This window comes from Sphingomonas sp. RIT328, from assembly GCF_000632225.1.
Classification (GTDB): Bacteria; Pseudomonadota; Alphaproteobacteria; order Sphingomonadales; family Sphingomonadaceae; genus Sphingomonas; species Sphingomonas kyungheensis.
Map to the genome: position 1 here is coordinate 17,212 of NZ_JFYV01000027.1, position 23,900 is coordinate 41,111.

General features: G+C 68.0%; 26 protein-coding genes and 1 pseudogene. 13 read left to right on the plus strand and 14 right to left on the minus strand.

The genetic code is table 11. From position 1 onward, the window contains the following. Nucleotides 1-17 precede the first annotated feature (17 nt). Genes BW41_RS12895 through BW41_RS12905 form a run of 3 tightly spaced genes read left to right on the plus strand, consistent with a single transcriptional unit; the run spans nt 18 to nt 2,716 of the window. The gene (locus tag BW41_RS12895; protein WP_037534932.1) at nt 18-725 is read left to right on the plus strand and encodes a cytochrome b/b6 domain-containing protein; all 708 of its coding nucleotides are present in this window, start codon (nt 18-20) and stop codon (nt 723-725) included. Next, a complete protein-coding gene (locus BW41_RS12900; RefSeq protein WP_037534933.1) occupies nt 722-1,468 on the plus strand; it encodes a molybdopterin-dependent oxidoreductase in 747 nt (248 codons plus the stop codon). Before BW41_RS12895 ends, BW41_RS12900 begins: the two co-directional genes overlap by 4 nt. Before the next feature lie 18 nt (nt 1,469-1,486). After that, the gene (locus BW41_RS12905; RefSeq protein WP_037534957.1) at nt 1,487-2,716 is read left to right on the plus strand and encodes an SAM-dependent methyltransferase; all 1,230 of its coding nucleotides are present in this window, start codon (nt 1,487-1,489) and stop codon (nt 2,714-2,716) included. Nucleotides 2,717-2,761: 45 nt separating this feature from the next. On the opposite strand, the gene BW41_RS12910 is transcribed toward BW41_RS12905, so the two are convergent. Beyond that, nucleotides 2,762-4,105: a HAMP domain-containing sensor histidine kinase gene (locus BW41_RS12910; protein WP_037534934.1), complete on the minus strand. Its 1,344-nt coding sequence runs from the start codon at nt 4,103-4,105 to the stop codon at nt 2,762-2,764. Continuing rightward, complete coding sequence (locus BW41_RS12915) at nt 4,102-4,833, minus strand: response regulator (RefSeq protein WP_373276486.1); 732 nt, start codon at nt 4,831-4,833, stop codon at nt 4,102-4,104. Before BW41_RS12915 ends, BW41_RS12910 begins: the two co-directional genes overlap by 4 nt. Before the next feature lie 126 nt (nt 4,834-4,959). On the opposite strand from BW41_RS12915, the gene BW41_RS20135 reads away from it, so the two are divergent. Continuing rightward, a complete protein-coding gene (locus BW41_RS20135; protein WP_051583484.1) occupies nt 4,960-5,712 on the plus strand; it encodes a hypothetical protein in 753 nt (250 codons plus the stop codon). 404 nt (nt 5,713-6,116) lie between these two features. Here BW41_RS20135 and BW41_RS12925 read toward each other — a convergent pair whose 3' ends face one another. Beyond that, a complete protein-coding gene (locus BW41_RS12925) occupies nt 6,117-7,445 on the minus strand; it encodes an MFS transporter (protein ID WP_037534936.1) in 1,329 nt (442 codons plus the stop codon). Between the two features lie 222 nt (nt 7,446-7,667). On the opposite strand from BW41_RS12925, the gene cyoA reads away from it, so the two are divergent. From cyoA to BW41_RS12950, 5 genes are read left to right on the plus strand one after another with little or no spacing between them, the layout of a single operon-like run. Continuing rightward, complete coding sequence (gene cyoA / locus BW41_RS12930; protein WP_235199762.1) at nt 7,668-8,810, plus strand: ubiquinol oxidase subunit II; 1,143 nt, start codon at nt 7,668-7,670, stop codon at nt 8,808-8,810. Nucleotides 8,811-8,817: 7 nt separating this feature from the next. Beyond that, the gene (gene cyoB, locus BW41_RS12935) at nt 8,818-10,833 is read left to right on the plus strand and encodes a cytochrome o ubiquinol oxidase subunit I (protein ID WP_037534937.1); all 2,016 of its coding nucleotides are present in this window, start codon (nt 8,818-8,820) and stop codon (nt 10,831-10,833) included. Nucleotides 10,834-10,838: 5 nt separating this feature from the next. Then, a complete protein-coding gene (cyoC, locus tag BW41_RS12940; RefSeq protein WP_037534938.1) occupies nt 10,839-11,468 on the plus strand; it encodes a cytochrome o ubiquinol oxidase subunit III in 630 nt (209 codons plus the stop codon). Next, on the plus strand, nt 11,465-11,890 hold the full coding sequence (cyoD, locus tag BW41_RS12945; RefSeq protein WP_037534939.1) for a cytochrome o ubiquinol oxidase subunit IV: 426 nt from the start codon (nt 11,465-11,467) through the stop codon (nt 11,888-11,890). The genes cyoC and cyoD overlap by 4 nt, the downstream gene beginning before the upstream one ends. Beyond that, nucleotides 11,887-12,588 (plus strand): SURF1 family protein, encoded by a 702-nt coding sequence (locus BW41_RS12950; protein ID WP_037534940.1) that lies wholly within the window; start codon nt 11,887-11,889, stop codon nt 12,586-12,588. The genes cyoD and BW41_RS12950 overlap by 4 nt, the downstream gene beginning before the upstream one ends. A 126-nt stretch (nt 12,589-12,714) precedes the next feature. Here the strand turns inward: BW41_RS12950 and BW41_RS20605 are convergent, their stop codons facing one another. Genes BW41_RS20605 through BW41_RS12960 form a run of 3 tightly spaced genes read right to left on the minus strand, consistent with a single transcriptional unit; the run spans nt 12,715 to nt 14,552 of the window. Next, the gene (locus BW41_RS20605; protein ID WP_081793085.1) at nt 12,715-12,891 is read right to left on the minus strand and encodes a DUF4169 family protein; all 177 of its coding nucleotides are present in this window, start codon (nt 12,889-12,891) and stop codon (nt 12,715-12,717) included. A gap of 40 nt (nt 12,892-12,931) precedes the next feature. After that, complete coding sequence (locus BW41_RS12955; RefSeq protein ID WP_037534941.1) at nt 12,932-13,471, minus strand: 3'-5' exonuclease; 540 nt, start codon at nt 13,469-13,471, stop codon at nt 12,932-12,934. Nucleotides 13,472-13,502: 31 nt separating this feature from the next. Continuing rightward, nucleotides 13,503-14,552 carry a GNAT family N-acetyltransferase gene (locus tag BW41_RS12960; protein ID WP_235199759.1) on the minus strand — a complete coding sequence of 350 codons (1,050 nt, stop codon included), beginning with the start codon at nt 14,550-14,552 and terminating at the stop codon, nt 13,503-13,505. A gap of 84 nt (nt 14,553-14,636) precedes the next feature. Between BW41_RS12960 and BW41_RS12965 the strand changes: the two genes are divergently transcribed. Next, nucleotides 14,637-15,089: a DUF2721 domain-containing protein gene (locus BW41_RS12965; RefSeq protein ID WP_037534943.1), complete on the plus strand. Its 453-nt coding sequence runs from the start codon at nt 14,637-14,639 to the stop codon at nt 15,087-15,089. Continuing rightward, nucleotides 15,086-15,502 carry a DUF4345 domain-containing protein gene (locus BW41_RS12970; RefSeq protein WP_037534944.1) on the plus strand — a complete coding sequence of 139 codons (417 nt, stop codon included), beginning with the start codon at nt 15,086-15,088 and terminating at the stop codon, nt 15,500-15,502. The genes BW41_RS12965 and BW41_RS12970 overlap by 4 nt, the downstream gene beginning before the upstream one ends. Nucleotides 15,503-15,518: 16 nt before the next feature. Here BW41_RS12970 and BW41_RS12975 read toward each other — a convergent pair whose 3' ends face one another. The 5 genes from BW41_RS12975 to BW41_RS12995 form a co-directional block, all read right to left on the minus strand. Beyond that, a complete protein-coding gene (locus BW41_RS12975) occupies nt 15,519-16,127 on the minus strand; it encodes a fasciclin domain-containing protein (RefSeq protein ID WP_037534945.1) in 609 nt (202 codons plus the stop codon). A 37-nt stretch (nt 16,128-16,164) separates the two neighbouring features. Continuing rightward, nucleotides 16,165-17,067 (minus strand): hydrogen peroxide-inducible genes activator, encoded by a 903-nt coding sequence (locus tag BW41_RS12980; RefSeq protein WP_037534946.1) that lies wholly within the window; start codon nt 17,065-17,067, stop codon nt 16,165-16,167. Nucleotides 17,068-17,239: 172 nt separating this feature from the next. Next, nucleotides 17,240-18,826, minus strand: a complete 1,587-nt coding sequence (ahpF, locus tag BW41_RS12985) for an alkyl hydroperoxide reductase subunit F (protein ID WP_037534947.1) — start codon at nt 18,824-18,826, stop codon at nt 17,240-17,242. A gap of 101 nt (nt 18,827-18,927) precedes the next feature. Next, a complete protein-coding gene (gene ahpC / locus BW41_RS12990) occupies nt 18,928-19,491 on the minus strand; it encodes an alkyl hydroperoxide reductase subunit C (protein ID WP_037534948.1) in 564 nt (187 codons plus the stop codon). A gap of 150 nt (nt 19,492-19,641) precedes the next feature. Then, nucleotides 19,642-20,418 carry a sulfite exporter TauE/SafE family protein gene (locus BW41_RS12995; RefSeq protein ID WP_037534949.1) on the minus strand — a complete coding sequence of 259 codons (777 nt, stop codon included), beginning with the start codon at nt 20,416-20,418 and terminating at the stop codon, nt 19,642-19,644. Nucleotides 20,419-20,598: 180 nt separating this feature from the next. On the opposite strand from BW41_RS12995, the gene epsC reads away from it, so the two are divergent. Both epsC and BW41_RS13005 read left to right on the plus strand, forming a co-directional pair. Further along, on the plus strand, nt 20,599-21,288 hold the full coding sequence (epsC, locus tag BW41_RS13000; RefSeq protein WP_037534950.1) for a serine O-acetyltransferase EpsC: 690 nt from the start codon (nt 20,599-20,601) through the stop codon (nt 21,286-21,288). After that, entirely contained in the window at nt 21,288-21,626 is a 339-nt protein-coding gene (locus BW41_RS13005) for a DUF2794 domain-containing protein (RefSeq protein ID WP_037534951.1), read from the plus strand. Before epsC ends, BW41_RS13005 begins: the two co-directional genes overlap by 1 nt. Before the next feature lie 20 nt (nt 21,627-21,646). On the opposite strand, the gene BW41_RS13010 is transcribed toward BW41_RS13005, so the two are convergent. The 3 genes and pseudogenes from BW41_RS13010 to BW41_RS21365 all read right to left on the minus strand — a co-directional run. Further along, nucleotides 21,647-22,666: a hypothetical protein gene (locus tag BW41_RS13010; RefSeq protein WP_037534952.1), complete on the minus strand. Its 1,020-nt coding sequence runs from the start codon at nt 22,664-22,666 to the stop codon at nt 21,647-21,649. A gap of 58 nt (nt 22,667-22,724) precedes the next feature. After that, nucleotides 22,725-23,624, minus strand: coding sequence for an SDR family NAD(P)-dependent oxidoreductase (locus BW41_RS13015; protein ID WP_037534953.1), 900 nt, complete (start codon nt 23,622-23,624; stop codon nt 22,725-22,727). An 87-nt stretch (nt 23,625-23,711) separates the two neighbouring features. Beyond that, nucleotides 23,712-23,900 (minus strand): annotated as a pseudogene (locus BW41_RS21365) (hypothetical protein); the annotation flags it as partial.

Consider the following 23,900-nt stretch of genomic DNA (forward strand, 5'->3'; position numbering starts at 1 on the left):
ACTGCTATGATGCGGGAATGGACGCAAACACTCCCGGAACGTCGATCGTCCGCCACGCGCTGGCGACGCGGCTGTGGCATTGGGTCAACGCCGTATCGGTCGTCATCCTGCTCGGCAGCGGCCTTGGCATCTCCAACGCGCATCCGCGGCTCTACTGGGGGCGTTACGGGGCGAATTTCGACCATGCCTGGGCGCAGCTGCCGCGCTTTCCGGCGTGGATAACGATCCCCGCCAACTACAATCTCGCCATCTCGCGCCGCTGGCACCTGCTGTTCGCGCTGGTCTTCGCCTTCGGCCTGCTCGGCTATATGATCGTCAGCCTGATCAACCGCCATTTCGCGCGCAAGCTCGCTTTGCGCCGCGCCGATGTCAGCCCCGCGCATCTGGCCGCGGACGTGCGCGATCATTTCAACCTGCGCTTTCACGACGCCGACGATCCTGCCGCCTACAACAGCCTCCAGAAGTGGAGCTACATCCTCGTCCTCTTCGTCGCGCTGCCGATGATGATCGCCACCGGGCTGGCGCTGTCGCCGGGGATGGACGCGGCCTGGCCCTGGTTGCTCGATCTGTTCGGCGGCCGCCAGTCGGCGCGCTCGCTGCATTTCGTCACCGCCACGCTGGTCGGCGCGTTCATCGTCGTCCATGTGGCCCTCGTCATCCTCGCCGGCGCCGGCAACGAACTGCGCTCGATGATCACCGGCAAGTGGAAGGTCCCCGAGGCATGATCCTCCCCCGTCGTTCGCTCCTGACGGCAGGCGCCGGGCTGCTGCTCGCCGGCTGCGACAAGGTCGCCGCGATCCCGCAGGCGCGCAAGATCCTGTTCGCGGGCGAGGACATGCATCGCGGCCTGCAACGTGCGTTGCTCGATCGCGGCGCGCTCGCGCCGGAATTCACCCGCGAGCAGATGTCGCCGATCTTCCGCGCCAACGGCACGCGCGATCCCGGTACGCCGGCTTATGCCGCAATGGTCGCCGACCAGTTCAGCAGCTACCGGCTCGCCGTCGACGGGCTGGTCGACCGGCCGCTGTCGCTGTCGCTCGATCAGCTCGCCGCGATGCCCGCGCGCAGCCAGATCACCCGCCACGATTGCGTCGAGGGGTGGAGCGCGATCGGCCAGTGGCAGGGGCCGATGCTCGGCACGGTGCTCCAGGCCGCGGGGGTGCGCCGCTCGGCGCGCTACGTCGTCTTTACCTGCGCCGACCTCTACAACGGCCAGCCCTATTACGAATCGATCGACACCGTCGACGCCTTCCACCCGCAGACGATTCTCGCGCTCAAGATGAACGGCGCGCGGCTCACCGTCCCGCATGGCGCCCCGGTGCGGCTGCGCGTCGAGCGCCAGCTCGGCTACAAGCACGCCAAATACGTCACCGGCATCACCGCGGTGGCCAGCCTCGCCGCGATCGGCAAGGGCAAGGGCGGCTATTGGGAGGACAATGTCGATTACGATTGGTATGCTGGCATATAGGCGATTATGGCGGCGCGCATGGCGCTGATCGACATGTTCCTCAGCCGCGCCGTCAAGCGTGGCCAACTCACCCTCCACCGTCCCGGCAAACCCCCCGCCACCTTCGGCACGCCCGATCCCGACCTCGGTCATATCCAGCTGCGGTTTCAGGACAATGGCGTCGCCGGTCGCATCGTCCGCAACCCCGCGCTCGCCGCGGGCGAGATGTATATGGACGGGCGGATGACCGTCGACGGCGACGACATTATGGGCCTCGTCCGGCTGATGAAGCACAACAGCGCCTATGAGCATGGCCAGAACGCGCTCCAGCCCTCGGCGGTGGTGCGCGGCGTCGGCGCGGTCAAGCACCGGCTCGACCGGATCAACATGGAGCGCCGCTCCAAGCAGAATGTCGCGCATCATTACGATCTGTCGGCGCGGCTCTACGATCTCTTTCTCGATGCCGACAAGCAATATAGCTGCGCCTATTATACCGATCCCGACAACAGCCTCGAACAGGCGCAGTCGGACAAGCTCGCGCATATCGCCGCCAAGCTGGCGCTGAAGCCGGGCATGACGGTGCTCGACATCGGCTGTGGTTGGGGCGGCATGGCGCTGTATCTCAACAAGCATTTCGGCGTCGAGGTGCTTGGCGTGACCCTGTCGGAAGAACAGCTCAAGATCGCGCGCGAACGCGCCGCGGCGGCGGGCGTCGCCGACAAGGTGCGGTTCGAGCTGATCGACTATCGCCGCGTCGAGGGCCAGTTCGACCGCATCGTCTCGGTGGGCATGTTCGAACATGTCGGCCCGCCGCAATACCGGGCCTACTTCCGCAAATGCCGCGACCTCCTCACACCGGAGGGTGTCGCGCTGATCCACACGATCGGCCGGCTCGGGCCGCCCAGCGTGACCGACGACTGGACGACCAAATATATCTTCCCGGGCGGCTACAACCCCGCCTTGTCAGAGACGATCGCGGCGTTCGAGGGGCTGAAGATGTTCCTCACCGACGTCGAGATCCTGCGGCTGCACTATGCCTATACGCTGCACGAATGGTATCGCCGCACGGTGGCGGCGCGCGACGCGATCGTCGCCTTGTACGACGAGCGCTTCTACCGGATGTGGACCTTCTATCTCGCCGGCGCGGCCAATGCCTTCGAGAATGGCGGGCTGGTCAATTTCCAGATCCAGTTCAGCCGCAGCCGCACCGCGCTGCCGATCACGCGGGATTATATGTTCGAGGGCGAGCGCGCGTTGCGAGGGCGATAGCCGCAACGTTGCGCTCCGGCGGCACCGGCTTACAGCCGGCCGCTCTCACACCGGCAAGGTCACCCGCGCCACCGCGCCCGCTTGCGGGTGGTTGGCGATCGTCGCGTCGCCGCCATGCGCGCGGGCGACGCCGCGGACGCTGCTGAGGCCGAGGCCGATGCCGCCGGTGTCGCGGTTGCGCGACCGTTCGCCGCGGAAGAACGGCTCGAACAGGCGGTGGACGTCCTCGGGCGGAATGCCGGGGCCGTGATCGCGCACCTCGATCAGCGCATGGCCATCGATCCGCGCCAGCGTCACCTCGGCGTCGCCGGCATATTTGAGCGCATTGCCGACCAGATTGGCGACCAGCGATTTCAGCGCGGCGGCGTCGCCCTCGATCACCAGCGGATCGCCGTCGTGGAGCACCACCGGCTCGCCATGATCGGCGAGGTCGTCGGTGACGCTCTCGACCAGCGAGCGCAGGTCGAGCCGGCGGCGTTCGACCGCCTGCGTGCCGTCGCGGAAGAAGGCGAGCGCGGCCTGGATCATCGCCTGCATGTCACGGATGTCCGCCTCGCTCGCGCTGCGCAGCGGTTCCGGCGCGCGTTCGAGCCGCAGGCCGAGCCGCATCAGGGGCGTACGCAGATCGTGCGCGATCGCGGCGATCATCATCGTGCGGTCCTCGACATAGCGGTTGAGCCGCGCCTGCATCCGGTTGAACGCCGCCGCCGCCTCGGCGATCTCCGCCGGCCCGCCGAGCGGCAGCGGCGCGGCGCGCGGATCACGGCCGAGCCGCTCCGCCGCGGCGCCGAAGGCGGCGATCGGCTTGGTCAGCCGTCGTGCGAGCAGCCAGGCGAAGGGGGCGACCGCGAGCAGCGCGGCGAGCAGCCACTGAAAGGCGCGCCACCGCCAGCTTTCGAAGCCGGTATGCGCTGCGCGCGCCACCCGCCAGCTGCCGTCGCGCTGCTCCACCGCGACGGTGAAATGGCCGAACAGGATCTGGTTGCGCGCGTCGGGCGGCGGCCGGTCGCCGAACCCGCCGCGCGGCGGCAGCGGCCCGAAGACGAGTGGCGGCGGCCCGCCGAACTGGACGTGGACGCGCGCCGGCGGCAGATCGAGCTGCATCGCGATCAGCCGGCTGATCCGCGTGCCGCGCGGATCGGCAGGGGCGGGGTTGCTCGCCTCGCGCGTCACCAGCACCTCGCCGGTCGCATCCTGCCCGGAGCGCAGCGCATTGGCGACCTGCGGCACCGAGAAGATGCGCGGCGTCGGCGGGGTGAGGAACACGACCAGCGCCACGTTGAGCGCCTGCACCGCCGCGACGCTCAGCAGCATCACGAGGAAGACGCGCCAGAACAGCGACTTGCTTACCCAACGCACCGCCGGCCGGACCGGCCGGTTGGCGGTCATGCGCGCGCCACCGCCGGCACGAACAGATAGCCTTCGTTGCGGATGGTGCGGATGATGTCGTCGCCGCCGCTGCGCAGCTTGCGCCGCAGCCGGCTGATCTGGACATCGATCGCCCGATCGAAGGCATCGGAATTGGGGCCGCGCGCCGCCTCGAGCAGCAATTCGCGCGACAGCACGCGCCGCGGCCGTTCGGCGAAGACGCGCAGCAGCGCGAATTCCCCGTCGGTGAGGCCGACCAGCACGCCCTGCGCATCGAACAATTCGTGCGCCATCAGGTCCATCGTCCAGCCATCGAAGGTCAGTCGCGACCGGTCGGCGGGCTCCGCCTGATGACGGCTGCGCAAGGCGGCGCGGACGGTGGCGATCACCTCGCGGGCGCTGCACGGCTTGGTGAGATAGTGGCTCGCGCCGATCTCCAGCCCGACGATCCGGTCGCGCTCCTCGCCGAGCGCGCTCAGCATGATCACGGTCGGGCCGCCGTCGCGGGTGATCCGGCGACAGGCGGAGATGCCGTCCTCGCCCGGCATCATCACGTCGAGCAGTACCGCGTCGATCCGCTCGCGTTCGAGCACGCTGTCCATCTCGCGGGTGTTGGCGGCGGCCTGCACGCGATAGCCGCGCGCGCCGAGGCTTTCGGTCAGCAGCGAGCGGATCTCACGATCGTCGTCGACCACCAGGATCGCCGCCGCTTCGTCCCCCGCCGCCGTCGCATTATGCTGTTGGCTCATCATGCTCCCCTTCTGGCGGCAAAATGTTTCTCCCGAATAACCGGATCATAGTCTCTTCCGGCGGCGTGGACATCCAGCCGCAACATTGGGCTGGTTGACCGCACTGAACTACAGGGGACACCGATCATGAGTCGCATCGCCTTCGCCGCATTGCTCGCCTGCTCCGCCAGCGTCGCGGCGCAGCAGCCGCCGGCACCGCCGCCGCCCGCGCACGGCAACCACCGCACCTTCATCAGCCCGATGGGCCAGCCGTTCCACGGCACCGACGCCGCGCCCGACCCGGAGCGTGCCTGGTTCGACGCGGCGGACGCCGATCGCGACGGCTTCGTCAGCCGCGCCGAATTCCAGGCGGATGCCAGCCGCTTCTTCGCGCAGCTCGACCGCAAGCATGATGGCGAGATCGACCCCGACGATATCGATTATTATGAAAGCACCGTCGCGCCGGAGGTCCGATCGGGTGGCGGCGGCGGCTATGTGATGAGCAATCCGGATGGCGAGGGCGGCGGCAAGGCGCCGAGCTATGACGCGGGCAAGCTCGGCGCGGCGCGGTTCAGCTATTTCGAGCTGCCCGAGCCGGTGACCGCCGCCGATCGCAACTTCAACCGCGGCGTCGATGCCCGCGAATTCGCCGAGGCCGCAGCCAAGCGGTTCGGATCGCTCGACACGAACCACGACGGCAAGCTGGCGTGGGACGAATTGCCGCACGTCTCGGGCCGCGTCTCGGCGCAAGACCGCCGACGTGGCGGCGGCGGTGGCGGGCGCGGCGGCCGGGGCGGCCATGGTGGGCGCGGCGGCATGGGCGGCATGGGCGGCATGGGCAGCGGCGGCTTCGGCAGCCCCGGCGGCGACATGACGGGCATGGGCCGCGGCGAGGAATAAGCCCGTCGCAGCCGGAAGAGCGCAGCAATCGGCCGAGTCGCACGATCGTGCTGCTGAGACGAGGCCTGACCGCTCTGACCTTACCCCGAGCGTTCCGTCATTCCGGACATGTTCGAAATCGCTGCCGATATCTCATCATGCTCCCGCGAAGGCGGAAGCCCAGTGGCGCTTTGCCATAAGCCGTCGTTTTGACTGGCTATTGAGGTTCGGCTCGCGCGGGAACACTGGTGCTGCCGCCGAGTGGAGCGACCCGTCATAGGGTTCGGCTTATGGCGGGCCATCGGTCCGCCGCACAGACAATGACTGACCTGCGGCGTTGCAACAGATCAGAGCCGGATCGCGATACGCAATCCGCGTCGCCGACGATCCGGGGCGGCGGCACGCGCCGGCCGCCCCGTCGCCGATCAGTCGAGCCGGCGGGCCAATTCCTTGTTGAGCCCCAGCGCGACCAGCGTCGCGAACGCACCCGACAGCAAATAGCCGCCCGCCGCGAGCAGACCGAACTGGCTCGCCAGCACCAGCGCGGCGAGCGGCGCGAAGCCGGCGCCGAACAGCCAGGCGAGGTCCGAGGTCAGCGCCGCGCCGGTGTAGCGCGCACGCTTGGGGAAATTGTTGGTCACCGCGCCCGACGACTGGCCGAACGACAGGCCGAGCAGCACGAAGCCGCCGATCATGAAGGCGAGCTCGCCCGCATCGCCACCGGCGAGCAGCTGCGGCGCGAAGCCGCTGAACGCCGCGATCGCGGCGGCGGTATAGCCGAGCACCGAGCGGCGGCCGATGCGATCGGCGAGCAGGCCCGAGATCACCACCGCGCCGAGGCCGAAGAAGGCGCCGATGATCTCGATGCCGAGGAAGCGCGCGATATCCTCACGCGTGAACAATGCGACCCACGACAGCGGGAATACCGTCACCATGTGGAACAGCGCGAAGCTGGCGAGCGGGGCGAAGGCGCCGATGACGATGTTGCGCCACTGCGCCTTGACTGTCGCGGTGACGCGCGACGGCGTCAGCTCGCGCGATTCGAACAGCCGGCTGTATTCAGGCGTGACGACGATGCGCAGCCGCGCGAACAGCGCGACGACGTTGAGCGCGAAGGCGACGAAGAACGGGTAACGCCAGCCCCATGACAGGAAGTCGATGCCCTCCATATTGGCGAGGAGGAAGGCGAACAGCGCGCTCGCCACGATCAGGCCGAGCGGCGCGCCGAGCTGCGGCACCATCGCATACCAGCCGCGCTTCTCCGGCGGCGCGTTGAGCGCGAGCAGCGAGGCGAGGCCGTCCCAGGCGCCGCCGAGCGCGAGACCCTGGCCGATGCGGAAGGCGGCGAGCAGGATCGCCGACCAGATGCCGACCTCGGCATAGCCGGGCAGGAAGGCGAGCGACACGGTCGAGGTGCCGAGAAGGAACAAGGCGATGGTCAGCTTGGTGCCGCGGCCGTGCTCGCGGTCGACCCACATGAAGATCTGCGTGCCGATCGGCCGCGCGATGAACGCGAGCGGGAAGAGCGCGAACGAATAGAGCGTGCCGGTCAGCCGGTCGACATAGGGGAAGACCAAAGCCGGGAAGACGATGACCGAGGCGATCGCATAGCAGAAGAAGTCAAAGAATTCCGACGTCCGGCCGATGACCACGCCGATCGCGATCTCACCGGGACGGACCTCATGGTCGCCATTGGTGTTGATTGCACGGGCATCGCGTTCGAGCGCCCCGGAATGGGCAGAAGCCACTGACATGTATCACGATCCTGTCGTCTCACAGCCCGAGGGCCAGCCGTCATCAACGCGCCTTGCCCGCAAACGGACGCAACGCCAGCGTCCTTGTGTAGCGCAGCCGGCGCGCGGGCGGGATAGGACAAAATGTCCTATTTTGCGGTGCAGCACGCAGGAGTACGGGCGATGGTGATGCGAACCCCGTCTCTTCTCGCGTGCGCCCGGCGCACCGCCGCACCGCGGGTGATGCGCGCCCTGCGCACCACCGCCGTCCTCGCTGCGCCCGCCCTGCTCGGCGGCTGCGACTGGGTGGTGATGAACCCGTCGGGCGACGTCGCCCGCCAGCAGGCCAATCTGATCCTGTGGTCGACCGGGCTGATGCTGCTCATCATCGTGCCGGTGATCGTGCTGACCCTGCTGTTCGCGTGGAAGTTCCGCCACACCAACGAGGACGCCGAATACCAGCCCGACTGGGACCATTCGACCGGGCTCGAGCTGATCATCTGGTCGGCGCCGCTGATGATCGTCATCGCGCTGGGCGCGATGACCTGGATCAGCACGCATGCGCTCGACCCCTACCGCCCGCTCGGCCGGATCGCACCGGGCCAGCGGGTGGCGAAGAACGGGAAGCCGCTCGAGATCCAGGTCGTCTCGCTCGACTGGAAGTGGCTGTTCATCTACCCCGAACAGGGCGTCGCGACGGTCAACGAACTGGTGCTGCCGACCAACCGGCAGGTGCAGTTCCGCATCACCTCGTCGTCGGTGATGAACACCTTCTACGTGCCCGCGATGGCCGGCATGATCTATTCGATGCCGGGTATGGAGACGCGGCTGCACGCCGTGCTCAACAAGCCGGGCCGGTTCGAGGGCCAGTCCGCCAATTACAGCGGCGCCGGCTTCTCCTACATGCACTTCACCGTCGACAGCGTCGACGATGCGGCCTTCGCCAAATGGGCGTCGGAGGCGCGATCGGCGCAGCAGCGGCTCGACATGCCGACCTATGCCCAGCTCGAGAAGCCGAGCGAGAAGGTGCCGGCGATCCGTTACGCCGCGGTCCAGCCGCAATTGTTCGACCGCATCGTCGGCATGTGCACCAAGCCGGGTGAGACCTGCATGCAGGCGACGATGATGAAGGACGGTGCGATGGATCCGCATCGTGACAGTGGCCACGGCATGACCGTCAACGACAGCGGCCACATGCGTGGCAGCGAGTCGAAGGGCGCCTTGCAGAAGGAGCCCGAGGAAAAGGGCAGCAGCCCGCACCGCAACGCCCCGCGCGCTCCCGCGCCCGGCAGCAGCAAACCCGGCAACGCCGACAATCGTTCGATGACCGCCGCCGATCCGCTGCCCGCCCCCATCACCGGCCTCACCGCCGCTGACCGTTCGTAGGACCCAGATGATGTCCGATGCCTTGCTCAAGACGATATTCGGGCGCCTGACGCTCGACAGTTTCCCGATCCACGAACCGATCCTGATCGGCACCTTCGCGGTGGTCGCGATGGGCGGCGCCGCGATGCTTGCCGCGCTGACCTATTTCAAGGTCTGGGGCTATCTGTGGAAGGAATGGTTCACCTCGGTCGACCATAAGAAGATCGGGATCATGTATATGATCCTCGGCATCGTCATGCTGCTGCGTGGCTTTTCCGATGCGATCATGATGCGTGCGCAACAGGCGATGGCGTTCGGCCCGAACGAAGGCTTCCTGCCCGCGCACCATTACGACCAGGTGTTCACCGCGCACGGCGTCATCATGATCTTCTTCGTGGCGATGCCGTTCGTCACCGGGTTGATGAACTATGTCGTGCCGCTGCAGATCGGCGCGCGCGACGTCAGCTTCCCGTTCCTCAACAATTTCAGCTTCTGGATGACCACCGCGGGCGCGGTGATCGTGATGGCGAGCCTGTTCGTCGGCGAGTTCGCGCGGACCGGCTGGCTGGCGATGGCGCCGCTGTCGGGGCTCGACTATTCGCCCGATGTCGGCGTCGACTATTACATATGGTCGTTGCAAATCGCCGGCGTCGGTACGCTGCTGTCCGGCGTCAACCTGCTCGCGACGATCATCAAGATGCGCGCACCGGGCATGAGCCTGATGAAGATGCCGGTCTTCACCTGGACCGCGCTTGCCACCAACGTGCTGATCGTCGCCGCCTTCCCGGTGCTGACCGCGGTGCTGGCGATGCTCAGCCTCGACCGGTACGTCGGCACGCACTTCTTCACCAACACCATGGGCGGCAACCCCATGATGTACGTCAACATGATCTGGATCTGGGGTCACCCGGAGGTGTACATCCTGATCCTGCCCGCGTTCGGCGTGTTCAGCGAGGTCACCTCGACCTTCTGCAGCAAGCGGATCTTCGGCTATACGTCGATGGTCTACGCGATCCTGGTCATCACCATCCTCGCCTACCTCGTCTGGCTGCACCACTTCTTCACCATGGGGTCGGGGGCGAGCGTCAATTCGTTCTTCGGCATCACCACGATGATCATCTCGATCCCGACGGGCGCGAAGATCTTCAACTGGCTGTTCACCATGTACAAGGGGCGGATCCGCTTCGAACTGCCGATGATGTGGACGATCGCATTCATGATCACCTTCGTGATCGGCGGCATGACCGGCGTGCTGCTCGCGGTGCCGCCCGCCGACTTCGTGCTGCACAATTCGCTGTTCCTGATCGCGCATTTCCACAACGTGATCATCGGCGGCGTGCTGTTCGGCATGTTCGCGGGGATCAACTACTGGTTCCCGAAGGCGTTCGGCTTCAAGCTCGACAAGAAGTGGGGGACGATCAGCTTCTGGTTCTGGGTGATCGGCTTCTACGTCGCGTTCATGCCGCTCTACGTGCTCGGCCTGATGGGCGTGACGCGGCGCCTGCGCCACTTCGACGATCCGTCGCTGCAGATCTGGTTCATCATCGCCGCGATCGGGGCCGCGATGATCGCGGTCGGCATCGCCGCCTTCCTGATCCAGTTCTACGTCAGCTTCCGCAACCGCGAGGCGCTGCGCGACTGGACGGGCGATCCGTGGAATGCGCGCACGCTGGAATGGGCGACCTCGTCGCCGCCGCCGGCCTATAATTTCGCCTTCACCCCGGTCGTCCACGATCTCGACGCCTGGTATGACATGAAGTCGAACAATGCCGCGCGGCCGGTCAACGGCTTCCGCGACATCCATATGCCGCGCAACACCGGCGCCGGCGTCATCCTCGCCGGTCTGTCGACGGTGATCGGGCTGGCGATGATCTGGTACATCTGGTGGCTCGCCGCGCTGGCGTTCGTCGGATTGCTGGCGGTCGCGGTCGGCCACACCTTCAACTATGACCGCGATTTCTACATCACCGCCGCCGAGGTCACCACGGCGGAGGACGAACATACCCGGCAGCTGACCGGACACGCTGCGGTCGCGGGGGCCTGAGGATCATGAGCGAAGCAACCATTCCACCGGGCACCCAGGCCCCGGTCTTTTACGAGACCGACGAACATCATCACGACGCCGGCGGCAGCACGATGCTGGGCTTCTGGCTGTACCTGATGAGCGACTGTCTGATCTTCGCGATGCTGTTCGCCGCTTATGGCGTCTACGGCGGCAGCTATGCCGGCGGACCGCAGCCGCACGAGATCTTCGAGCTGCCGCTGGTCGCGCTCAACACGTCGATGCTGCTGCTGTCGTCGATCACCTACGGCTTTGCGATGCTGGCGATGAACGACGGCAAGGTGCGCGCCGTGCAGGGCTGGCTGGCGATCACCGGCCTGTTCGGCCTCGCCTTCCTCAGCATCGAGCTGTACGAATTCTCGACGCTGATCCAGGAAGGCGCGGGGCCGCAGCGCAGCGCCTTCCTGTCGTCCTTCTTCACCCTCGTCGGCACGCACGGGCTGCACGTCACCTTCGGCATCATCTGGCTGGTGACGCTGATGGTCCAGGTCGGCCGCAAGGGGCTGATCGCCGCCAACCAGCGTCGCCTGCAATGCCTGTCGCTGTTCTGGCACTTCCTCGACGTGATCTGGATCGGCGTCTTCACCTTCGTCTATTTGCTGGGAGTGCTGCGATGAGCGCGGACACGCATCACGATCATGGCCATGCGCCGGGCGCGCACGGTCACGACCCGCACGACAATGCGCATGGCCATGGCCATTCGTCGGAAGGCGCGCACGGCAGCCGCAAGGATTATCTGATCGGCTTCGTGCTGTCGGTGATCCTCACCGCCATCCCGTTCGGGCTGGTGATGAGCGGCGTGATCGCCGATCCGCGTATCACCGCCGGCATCATCATGGTGTTCGCGCTGGTGCAGATCGTCGTCCACATGATCTACTTCCTGCACATGAACGCCAAGTCGGAACAGGGCTGGACGCTGATGGCGCTGATCTTCACGATCATCGTCCTCACCATCTGTCTCGCCGGGTCGATGTGGGTGATGTACCACATGAACCTCAACATGATGCCGAACATGGGCGGAGACGCGAGCGCGATGTGAGCGGGCGGGCGTCCCGTTCTGCGCTGGCGACCGGCCTGACGCTGGTCGCGATCGCGCTGCTGATCGGCCTCGGCATCTGGCAGCTCGAGCGGCGGACGTGGAAGCTCGCGCTGATCGCGCATACCGAACGCCAGCTCCGCCAGCCGCCGGTCGCAGCGCCGGGGCCGGCGGCCTGGCCGGCGGTCGGCAGCGACGACGTCTACCGGCCCGTGCGGGTCACCGGCCGTTATCGCGCCGGCGCCGACACCTATGTGCAGGCGGTGACCGAGCTCGGCGGCGGTTTCTGGCTGCTCACCCCCTTCGAGACGCGCGGCTTCACCGTCCTGATCAACCGCGGCTTCGTGCCGGCGGAGCGACGCGGCCGGATCGCCGTGCCCGCCGCCCCGCAGACGGTGGTGGGCCTGCTGCGGCTCAGCGAGCCGGGTGGCGGCTTCCTGCGGCACAATGATCCGGCTGCGGATCGCTGGTATTCGCGCGATGTCGCGGCGATCGCGGCGACGCGGCGGCTGGGGACGGTGGCGCCCTATTTCATCGACGCGCGCGAGCCGCACGTGGGTTTCCCACGCGGCGGGCTGACGGTGGTGACCTTCCGCAACAGCCATCTCGTTTATGCGCTGACCTGGTTCGGGCTCGCGGCGCTGGTTGCATTGATGGCATGGCGGGTGCGGCGGCCGTCGGCCGGTTCATCAGACCGGTGAGGGTTCGCGCGGAGGCGCGGAGGCGCGGAGACTGTTTGGAGGCTCGCGTCAGTTTCGCCTCACCGGCAGACAGGAAGAGCTGCGCTCGCGGCGCCTAGCTACCTCCGCGCCTCCAGGTGAATTCTATCAATCCTCGAGCTTCGCCCCGTCGACGATCCGGTCGACGCGCGCCCGATCGGCATCATCGGCAGCGCGCTCGGACTTGGTGCGGCCGAACTTGGCGCGGTTGGCGGCGGCGGTGCGGTCGGCAGCGGCGCGGGCGGCGGCCTTGCGCGCGGTGCGGAGGTTGATGATCTCGGCCATGCCGCCGCCTAGCAGAGCGCGGCCGGGCGGGGGAGGGGCGTCACGCGCGCGCCTGCGCCGCGTCACGGACGAGGCACCAGCGCCGCCATTCGTCGCGTGCGTCGGCGAGCGCGCGATGCGTGGGCACGTCGCGGTCGCGCACCTCGGCGAGCGCGACGACATCCGCCACGGTCCGGCCGAGCATATCCGCCGGCACGATGTCGCGCAGCAAAGCGGTGGCGGTCGCCCGCTGCGCCTCCTCGGTGTCGCGCAGGCGCAGGGCGTGGCGCGGCAGCTTGGCGGCGCGGAGCAGCGCGCTCAGCCATTTGCCGTCCCACGACGGCGCGCTCGCGAACAGGTCATGCCCGGTGAGCGTCTCGACCATCCGCCGCGCGACGACGTCATGCGCGACGCCGTCTGCCGCCAGCGTCGCGCGCGGGATATGGTGGATCGCCTCGGCGGCATCGTCCCAGTCGGTCCATTGCGCCGCGGGGCGGATCAGGTGGCTTTCCTCGCGCCCGTCCTCGAACACCCAGGCGACCTCGATCGGATAGCTGCGTTTGGCGAGGGAGGAGGCTTCGAAGTCGAGGAAGACGTACATGGCTGTGCAACGCGCAGCGGCGCGAAAGGGATCAGTCGCGCGCCGATCGCCGCCACGCCAGCGCGAGCAGCAGCCGGACCCATCGCGCCGCGCCCGGGCGGAGCAGCAGCCAGTCGCGGATCGCGGGTCCCTGCTCGGCACCGATCACCCGCTTATAACCGCTGTCTCCGGCGCCCCAGTCGACGCGCGTCACGCCGCGGCCGAGCGCAGCGACCAGATTGCGGTAGGAGAGCAGCTTGCCGGGCGAATGTCTCGCATAGGCCGGGTCATAGCTGTTCGCGATGGCATATCGCAGGGCGCCGGCGTCGAGGTCGAAGGAGAAAGCCACCGGCCTGCCGTCGATCGTCAGCAGTGCCGCGCGGAACATCGCCGCGAGCGCCGGGTCGGCGGCGGCGGCGCGCCAGAAGGCGCCATGGCCGGTCGCGGTGAACTTGGCGTCCGACCCGTCGGTGCGCGCGGCGATCCAGCTCGCCTGTTCGACGTCCGCGAGCAGGTCGAACCCCGCCGGCCAGTCGGCGCCATCGAGGAAGCGCCAGGCGAGCGTACCGTGTTCGGCGAGATGCTTTTCGTGGAAGCGGTTCTTGCGCAGCGTCGAATTGCGTGGCCAGCCCTGGGCCTGCGCTGCCGCCATGTCGAGCAGCCAGCTGTCGGCGACGAACCGGTCGAGCACGCTCCAGCCACGCGCGCGGGCCAGTGCGATCAGCCGCGCGGCGGCGGCGTCGCCGTCATAGACCGGGCCGATGCGCAAAGCGCGGACGGTCTGCGCCAGTATCACGAGCAACGCGTCGAGCACGGCATCGTCCGAATCGGCGGCGAGCGGGAAGCTTCGGAACGGCCAATAGCTTCCCGGTATCGTGGCAAGGCGCGCAGGCCGTGGGCCGAGCGGGACGATCGGCAGCGCGGCGACCGGTATCCCGCTCGCGGTGACGAGCATCGTCCGCGCCGTACCGCCATAAGCGGCGATCGCCGCGCGATACCAGCCGCGCCGCAGAAAGCGATGTGTCGGTGCCGCCGCTGCGGCGACCGTATCGATCGCGGCGGGCAGCCCGTCGACGAGCGTGGCGATGGGGGCGGGGGGCATCACGTCGCCACGCATAGGCTGCGGCGTCTTACCATGCGGTGCACCAGCCCTTCCCCGATCGCGGATGCAGCTTATGATAGCATCATGCCCGTGCTGTTCCAGGTTTCGACGATCGCCCAGACGATCCAATTGTCGCTCGCGCCGGTGTTCATGCTCGCGGCGATCGGCCAGATCCTCAACGTTCTCGCCGGCCGGCTGGCGCGGGTGATCGATCGCGCGCGGATCCTCGAAGAGCGCGTGGTGGAGATCGACGTGCCCGCCGACCGCACGCGCTACATCTGGGAGCTCAAGCTGCTCGACGAGCGCATGTCGATCATCAACGCGGCGCTGTTCCTCGCGGTGTCGAGCGCGGTGATGGCCTGCCTCGTCATCGCCTTGCTGTTCATCGCCAATATCGCGAAATTCCACATCGGGACGTGGATCGCTCTGGTGTTCATCGTCGCGGTGTCGTTGCTGATCTGCTGCCTCACCGCCTTCATGTGGGAGGTGCGCGTGTCGCTGCGCGCCATCCACGTGCGCAAGGAGATCCTGTCGTGAGCCCCGCGATCGAGCGGCGCGCCCTGCAGGGGGTGGTGGCGATCGCCTGCCTCGTGCCGCTGATCGTCGGCGGGCAGAGCGTGCTGCACGGGCCGGGGTTCCTAGGCCATCCGCCGGTGATCCCGACCGATCTCGACAGCCATTTCCGCTATGTCTCGGGCATCTTCTTCGCGGTCGGCGTCGCCTTCGCGAGCTGCGTGCCGCAGATCGAGGCGCGCGGCGCGCGGTTCCGATTGCTCGGCGCGCTGATCGTCGCGGGCGGACTGGCGCGGGTGGTGTCGCTCGTCGCGGTCGGCGTGCCGTCGTCGGGGCATCTGTTCGGCTTCGCGATGGAATTGGGCGCGGTGCCGCTGCTGATGCTGTGGCAGGCGCGGGTGGCGCGGCGATGGTCCGGATCGCCGCTCCGGCCCTGACCGGCCGAGGGCACGCTTATTGCGGCAGCGTCGGCACCAGCACGCCGTTGACCACATGGATCACGCCATTCACCTGCGCGATATCGGCGGCCTCGACATAGCTGCGATTGCCGGTGGCGCTGGTCAGCGTGATCACGTCGCCGGTCAGCGTCGCGGTGATCGGCTGGCCGCCGAGCGTCACCAGCGTCGCGCGACCGCCACCGGCGCGGATCCGCTGCGTCAGCTGCTCGGTGGTCAGCGTGCCGGCGACGATATGATAGCGCAGCAGCGTCACCAGCGCGGCACGGTTGGCGGGGGCGAGCAGATCGCCGGCGATCCCCGGCGCGAGGCGGGCGAAGGCGGTGTCGCTCGGCGCGAACAGCGTATAGGGGCCGGTGCCGGACAGCAAGGCGTCAAGTTCGGCGGTGCGCAGTTCGCTGGCGAGCGTGCCGAGCCCCGGCGTCGCCGCGATCGAGGCGGCGATCGTCGCCTCCGATTCGATCCGCGACGGATCGACCGCGACCGGCGCGGCGGCGGCGGCGGGCGGCGGCGGCGCGGCGACCGGCGCGGTGGCGGGGGGCACGCAGCCGGCAAGCAGCGCGAGGGCGACGACGGCAAGCGGCCGGGCATACGAAAAACGGTTCATGCGCAGGCCTCTACGCCCGAGCCGCGTCGCGGTTGCGTCACCGCGCCTCGGCGAGGGCCGCGGCGAGCAGCTGAAAGTCCTTCTCGCGCGGGCTCGCCCGCCGCCACACCAGCGCGATGCGCCGCACCGCATTGTCGGCATCGAGCGGTCGCGCGACGATATTGGTATGGTCGAGGATGCCGGCCTTGAGCGCCATCTCCGGCAGCATCGTCATGCCGAGGCCGTTGTCGACCATCTGCACGATCGTATGCAGCGAGGTGCCGAGCATCGTCGCCTCGGCGCGCAGCTCCGGCCGGTTGCAGGCCGACAGCGCGTGATCCTTGAGGCAATGCCCGTCTTCGAGCAGCAGCAGCCGCGTCTCGTCGATCAGCGCGGCGGGAATCGACGGCGGGTCGCTCGGCATGTCCTGCGGCTGGTAGGCGACGAACAGGCGATCGTCGAACAGCGGCTCCGACGCGACGTCGCCGCAGGCGAAGGGCAGGGCGAGCAGCACGCAATCGGTACGGCCGTTGTGCAGCCCCTCGCAGGCCGCGCCCGAAGGCTCCTCGCGCAGGAACAGCTTGAGGTCGGGATAGTCGCGCCGCAGCCGCGGCAGGATATGCGGCAGCATGAACGGTGCGATCGTCGGGATGACGCTCATCCGCATCTCGCCCGACAGCGGCCGTCCGGCGGCGCGGGCGATGTCGCCCAATTCCTCCGCCTCGCGCAGCACCCGCCGCGCCTTGTCGGCGATCCGGTCGCCGAGCGGCGTGAAGCGGACGACGCGGCGGGTGCGCTCGACCAGGGTCACGCCGATCAGCGTCTCGAGTTCGCGCAGACCCGCGGACAGCGTCGACTGGGTGACGAAACAGGCATCGGCCGCACGGCCGAAATGGCCCGCATCCTTGAGCGCGACGAGATATTGCAGCTGCTTGAGCGTGGGAAGGTAGGTCGCCGCCATGGCCCGCGAGATAGGCGGGCGGGGCGGAGGGCGCTACCCCTTATCCTGCCCGGTGCGGGGAAGGGATCGTTCGCGAAGCGAATGGGGGGCTTCCGCAAACGTCGCAGTTGCGGAAGCCCCTTCGTCACCGCATCCCGGCTACCTCCCCGCGCCGGGGAACTAACTTTAACGGCTATTCCGCCGCTTCTTCCCAGTCGTGCGTCTCTTCCGCGGGCAGGCGGATGAGGTGGTCGAAGGCGGCGAGCGCTGCGGTCGAGCCGGCGCCCATCGCGATGACGATCTGCTTGAACGGCACCGTCGTCGCGTCGCCGGCGGCGAAGATGCCGGGCTGCGAGGTGTGGCCGCGATCGTCGATCTCGATCTCGCCGCGCGGGCTGAGCGCCACCGTGCCGGCGAGCCACTCGGTGTTGGGCACCAGCCCGATCTGCACGAAGATGCCGGCGAGCTCGACGCGGTGCATCGTGCCGTGGGTGCGGTCGCGATAGGAGAGCGCGGTGACCTTGTCGCCGTCGCCATGCACTTCGGTGGTCAGCGCCGAGGTGATGACGGTGACGTTGGGCAGGCTGGCGAGCTTGCGCTGGAGCACGGCATCGGCGCGGAGCAGGCTGTCATATTCGATCAGCGTGACGTGCGCGACGATCCCGGCGAGGTCGATCGCCGCCTCGACGCCGGAATTGCCGCCGCCGATCACCGCGACCCGCTTGCCCTTGAACAGCGGTCCGTCGCAATGCGGGCAATAAGCGACGCCCTTGTTCTTATACGCATCCTCGCCCGGCACGTTCATCTGCCGCCAGCGCGCGCCGGTCGACAGGATGATCGTGCGCGCCTTGAGCGAGGCGCCATTGGCGAGCGTCAGCTCATGCAGTCCGCCGGCCGAGGCGGGGACGAGCTTGCTCGCGCGCTGCAGGTTGATGATGTCGACATCATATTCGCGGACGTGGCGTTCGAGGTCGGCGACCAACTTGGGACCTTCGGTGTGCGGTACCGAGACGAGATTCTCGATCGCCATCGTGTCGGCGACCTGCCCGCCGAACCGTTCGGCGAGGATGCCGGTGCGGATGCCCTTGCGCGCGGTGTAGATCGCCGCCGCCGCGCCGGCCGGGCCGCCACCGACGACAAGCACGTCGAACGGCTCCTTGGCGGCGATCGTCTCGGCGGCGCGCGCCGAGGCGCCGGTGTCGAGCTTGGCGACGATCTGCTCGAGCTCCATGCGGCCCTGACCGAAGACCTCGCCGTTGAGGAAGACGGTGGGCACCGCCATCACCTTGCGGGTGGCGACCTCGTCCTGGAACAGCGCGCCGTCGATCGCGGTATGCGTGACGCGCGGGTTGAGCACCGCCATCAGGTTGAGCGCCTGCACCACGTCAGGGCAATTGGCGCAGGACAGCGAGAAATAGGTCTCGAAGTGATAGTCGCCGTCGAGCGCGCGCACCTGATCGAGCAGCGCGGGCGCCGCCTTGGACGGATGACCGCCGACCTGGAGCAGCGCGAGCACCAGCGAGGTGAACTCATGCCCCATTGGCAGGCCCGCGAAGCGCACGCCGATATCGGTGCCGGTGCGGCGGATCAGGAAGCTCGGGCGGCGCGCATCGTCGCCCTCGGCGGTGGTGATCTGGTCGGAGAGCGCGGCGATCTCGTCGATCAGCTCGCGCATCTGCCGCGACTTGGCGTCGTCGCCCAGGCTCGCGACCAGTTCGATGGGCTCGCGGATGTTGACCAGATAGGCCTTCAGCTGCTGCGTCAGATTGGCGTCGAGCATAGGGGACTCCGAAACAATGGGTCTTCAGAAACAAGCGGCCCGGGGCGGAGGGAACCACCCCGGGCCGCGATCACCTGCCACGGGGAGAGGCAGGGATAGGTTTAGATCTTGCCGACGAGGTCGAGGCTGGGGGCGAGCGTCTCTTCACCCTCTTCCCACTTCGCCGGGCAGACCTCGCCCGGATGCGCGGCGATGTACTGCGCGGCCTTGATCTTGCGGAGCAGCTCGGCGGCGTTGCGGCCGACGCCTTCCGACGTGACCTCGATCAGCTGGATCACGCCCTCGGGATCGATCACGAAGGTGCCGCGGTCGGCCAGACCCTGGCCTTCGCGCAGGATCTCGAAATTGTTGCTGATCGTGTGGTTCTGATCGCCCAGCATGTAATAGTTGATCTTGCCGATCGCCGGCGAGCTGTCATGCCATGCCTTGTGGCTGAAGTGCGTGTCGGTCGAGACGCTGAACACTTCGACGCCCATCTTCTGCAACGTGGGATAGACGTCGGCGAGGTCTTCGAGCTCGGTCGGGCAGACGAAGGTGAAGTCGGCCGGATAGAAGAAGAAGACCGCCCACTTGCCGAGCACGTCGGCGTCGCTGACGCTGACGAACTTGCCTTCCTTATAGGCCTGGGTGGTGAACGGCTTCAGTTTGCTGCCGATAAGGGCCATGTCGGGTCTCCGGTGTGAATGACGTGAACCGGATATAGGGCGGCTTGCCGCAGTGCAAAATCAATCTGTTCGCTCGTGCTGATCGAACTGGACGATCAGTAGCGGAAAGCCGTGCTTTTTGCGCGTTCTAAAGGTGCTGCACCTGCGCCGTCATCCCTTCGCAACTGCGGCGTAAATCGACCAGGCGCTGGTCAAGGTCAGCAGCACGCCGACCAGCGCCATCAGCCCGCGGGTCGGCACGCGCTTGGCGAGGACGCCGCCGATCGGCGCAGCGACGAGGCCGCCGATCAGGATGCCGAGCGTATGCAGCGTGAACGCCGACCAGCCGAGCGCGATGAAGAAGGTGACCGAGGCGGTCGCGGTGAGGAAGAATTCGGCGGTATTGACGGTGCCGATCGTATGCCGCGGCGTCGCGCCCTGTATCAGCAGGTTGGAGGTGACGACCGGCCCCCAGCCGCCGCCGCCCGCCGCGTCGAGGAAGCCGCCGACCAGGCCGAGCGGCGCGATGACGCGGGGCTTGCGCGGCTCGATCCGGCCCCGGATCGCGCGGAACAGCAGATAGAGGCCGATACAGGCGAGATAGGCCATGACGAACGGCTTGGCGACGGAGGCGTCGATCGTGCTGAGCAAAGTCGCGCCGAGGATCGCGCCGATCACGCCGGGGATGACGAGCTTGCGGAACAGCTTCCAGTCGACGTTGCGATGCGCGACGTGGCTGATCCCCGACGCGGCGGTGGTGAAGGTCTCGACCGCATGGACGCTGGCGGAGGCGACCGCGGGCGGCACGCCCATCACCGTGACGAGCAGGGTCGAATTGATCACGCCGAACGCCATGCCGAGCGCCCCGTCGACGACCTGCGCCGCAAAGCCGATCGCAATGAACGGCAGGATCTGCGACCAGTCGAGGGTGCTGACATAATCGAGCATCGGCAAACATCTTTCCGGTGGATCGGGGGACGGGACGGCGGGACAATATGCTGTCCTGCACGCGGAGGCGATTGCCTACAAGAAAGCTAGGCTTTGTCGCCCCCCAAAGCGCTGCGTGCGCTTATGGCAATTCGGCGATGGACCGATTACATCAACGCGTCTGCAAGGAGACGTTGGCGCATGTTGCGACGCTTGGCCGCCTATCTGGATTCGATCAAGGCGCGCGATCCCGCCCCCCATTCGCGTGCCGAAATCCTGCTTTACCCTGGCGTCTGGGCGCTCGGGCTGCACCGGATCGCGCATGCGCTGTACCGGCGCCGGCTGTTCTTCTTCGCGCGGCTGGTCAACCATATCGCCCGCGCCTGGACCGCGATCGACATCCATCCCGGCGCGACGATCGGGCGTAACTTCTTCATCGACCACGGCTTCGTCGTCATCGGCGAGACCGCGCACATCGGCGACGACGTCACCATCTATCAATGCGTCACACTCGGCGGGACGAGCCCCGACAATGGTGTCGCGGGCAAGCGGCATCCGACGCTGTCGGACGGCGTCATCATCGGGTCCGGCGCGCAGGTGCTCGGGCCGATCCTGGTCGGCGAGCGCGCGCGGGTCGGCGCCAATGCGGTGGTGACGCGCGACGTGCCCGAGGGCGCGGTGATGGTCGGCATCCCGGCGCGGGCGACGATGGTCGACGGCGGCGCCGCGCAGCCGCCGCGCTTCGTCCCGTACGGCACGCCGTGCAGCGAGGTGTTCGACCCGGCGACGCAGAAGATGGAGATGATGCGGTGCGAGCTGGAGGCGATGCGCAAGCGGCTCGATGCGCTGCTCGGCGAATCCGTGCCCGAAGCGGAGCGTGATCGCGCCTGATGGGTATCGTCACCCCGTTCCCGCATGCCGGCAAACCGTCGCAGGTCGGCTTCGATCGCATCGAATTGTCACGCATCCTCGACCTCTACGGACGCATGGTCGCGGCGGGGCATTGGAAGGATTATGCGATGGAGCTGGGCAAGGACGCCGCGGTCTTCGCCGCCTTCCGCCGCGCCGCCGAACGTCCCGAATTCCGCATCGAGAAGCGCCCCGCCTTGCGCCAGCGGCAGGGGATGTGGGCCTTGATCGGCGAGCAGGGCAATGTGCTCAAGCGTGGCCACGAACTGGGTCCGGTGCTCGCGCCGGTCGAGCGGCGGCTGATGAAGCTGGTCGAATAGCCGGGACGGCGCGACGCCGGTCACGCGACCGGCGGCAGGCGGCGGCGTGTCCCGTCCGGCAGGCGGATGACGACCGCGCGGCGCATCGTCTGCCAGAAGGCGGAGAGGCTGAGCAGCGCCGAGCCGATCACGAAGGCGGTGAGCGCCGCGCTGAGCTCGATCGCGCCGGCGGTCCGGAACAGCGCGTAGAGCGCCGCCAGCACATAGGCGAGACCCGACACGAGCAGGGCGCGCCGGTCGACCGCCAGCGCGATCACCGCAAAGCCGATGTAGAGCGCCAGCACGACCACCGCCATGCCGACGCCGATGTCGCCGCGGAACACGCCGAGCAGCTGGAACACCGAATGCGCGATCATCGGCGCGGCGGTGAGATGCAGCCAGAAGGCGACGTCGGAGCGGCGGGTCTTGCGTTCGGTATCGCTCATGTCCCAGCGCATCGCGACCGCGAAGACGATCAGCCCGCCGATCAGCAGCAGCGGCCAGCGTGCCCGATCGATACCGGGGACGGCGGCGAGAAGCAGTGCGATCGCGGTGCCGACCAGCGCCGCCGCCCCCGCCGCGACGGTGATCGGCACCATGAAGCGCCGCCAGTGCAGCCAGGCTGCCGCCGCCATCGCCAGGCTCGCCGCCGCCATGCCTAGCGCCCCGGCGCGATCGGTCAGGTTCGGCAGCACGGCGCTGAGCAGGCCAAGGATCGTCCAGCCGATTCCACCGACGAAGCTGCCGAGCAGCAGGATGCTCGGTAAGGCCATCCGCCGCTGCCGGGTGAAATATTCGGCCAGCCCCCAGGACGCGGCGGCGAGCAGGACGCCGCCGCCGAACGCCGCGACCGTCTGGCCGATCTGGCCGAGCGCGACGAGCAGCAGCACCAACGCGATGGTGACGAAGATGTCGTTGAAGCCGGTCAGCAGCCGGAAATGCTCTTCGTCCACCGCCGGGCTGGCCTGACGCGCGGCGACATAGTCGCGCAGCGCCGCGGCTGCCTGCGGGGTGATCGCGCCTGCCCCGACCGCGCCGTCGATATCGCTTTCGCTGTACATGCCGTTCCCCCGTTATCCGCGCGAGGGTAGCGGACGTGTATTGCAGGTTCAATACACCTCAGGATGGCAGCAGCGCGGCGATCGACATCGCCTGTTCGGCGCCGGATCGGGGGACGATCTCGCCGCTGCGGTCGACGATCGCGTCCCAATGCGCGGCGACGCCCTCGGGGCTGAGATCGTCGCCGCTGAGCAGCACGCCCGGCGTCAGCGTGATATAGGCGGCCTGGAACGCGCCGGCGCCGGCGCCGAGGATGACGTTGGTCGGCGCGTCCTCGCTGACAAGATAGAGCGCGCCGGGCGCGACCTTTTCGGGAGCGAAGGCGGCGAAGGCGGCCTCCGGGAAGAGATCCTCGGTCATCCGCGTGCCCGCGGTCGGCGCGATCGTGTTGACGCGGATATCGTGACGCGCGCCCTCGATGGCGAGCGTCCGGGTCAGTCCGGCGATGCCGAGCTTGGCCGCGCCGTAATTCGCCTGACCGAAATTGCCGAACAGGCCGCTCGACGAACTGGTCATCAGCACCCGGCCGTAATTCTGCTCGCGGAACGTATCCCAGCACGCCTTGGTGGTGAGCGCGGTGCCGAGCAGGTGGACGCGGACGACGAAGGCGAAATCCTCCGGCGTCATCTTGGCGAAGGTCTTGTCGCGCAGCACGCCGGCATTGTTGATGAGGATATGGACGCCGCCCCACCGCGCCTTTGCCTCGGCGACCATCGCCGCCATCTGCTCGTAATCGGCGACGTCGCCGCCATTGGCGATCGCCTCGCCGCCCGCGGCGCGGATCTCCTCGACCACAGCCAGCGCCGCATCCGACTGGCCGGTGCCGTCACGCGCGCTGCCGAGGTCGTTGACCACGACCTTCGCGCCGCGCGCGGCCAGGTCGAGCGCATAATGACGGCCGAGGCCGCCGCCGGCACCGGTGACGATGGCGACGCGGCCGTCGAAGCGGATCGAGGACATGGAAAAGGCGCTCCCGCACGAAGGTTGGAGCGCCTTGTCCTAAAGATCAGGTTTCAGATGGCAACCGGTCGATCCGGCTGCCGTGGCTTACTTGCCGCCGCGCTGCATGCACTGGTCGTACTGACCCTTCTTGCAGATCGGATATTTGGCGAGCGGCGCCGGGGCCGGGAAGGCCTGATCGGGGGTCGGCGCGGGGCGGAACACCGGGGTGACGCCGGCGCCCGGCGTGCCGCCGCTGATCGCCGAGCCGCTCGGGGCATAGCCGCCCGCCGGGGT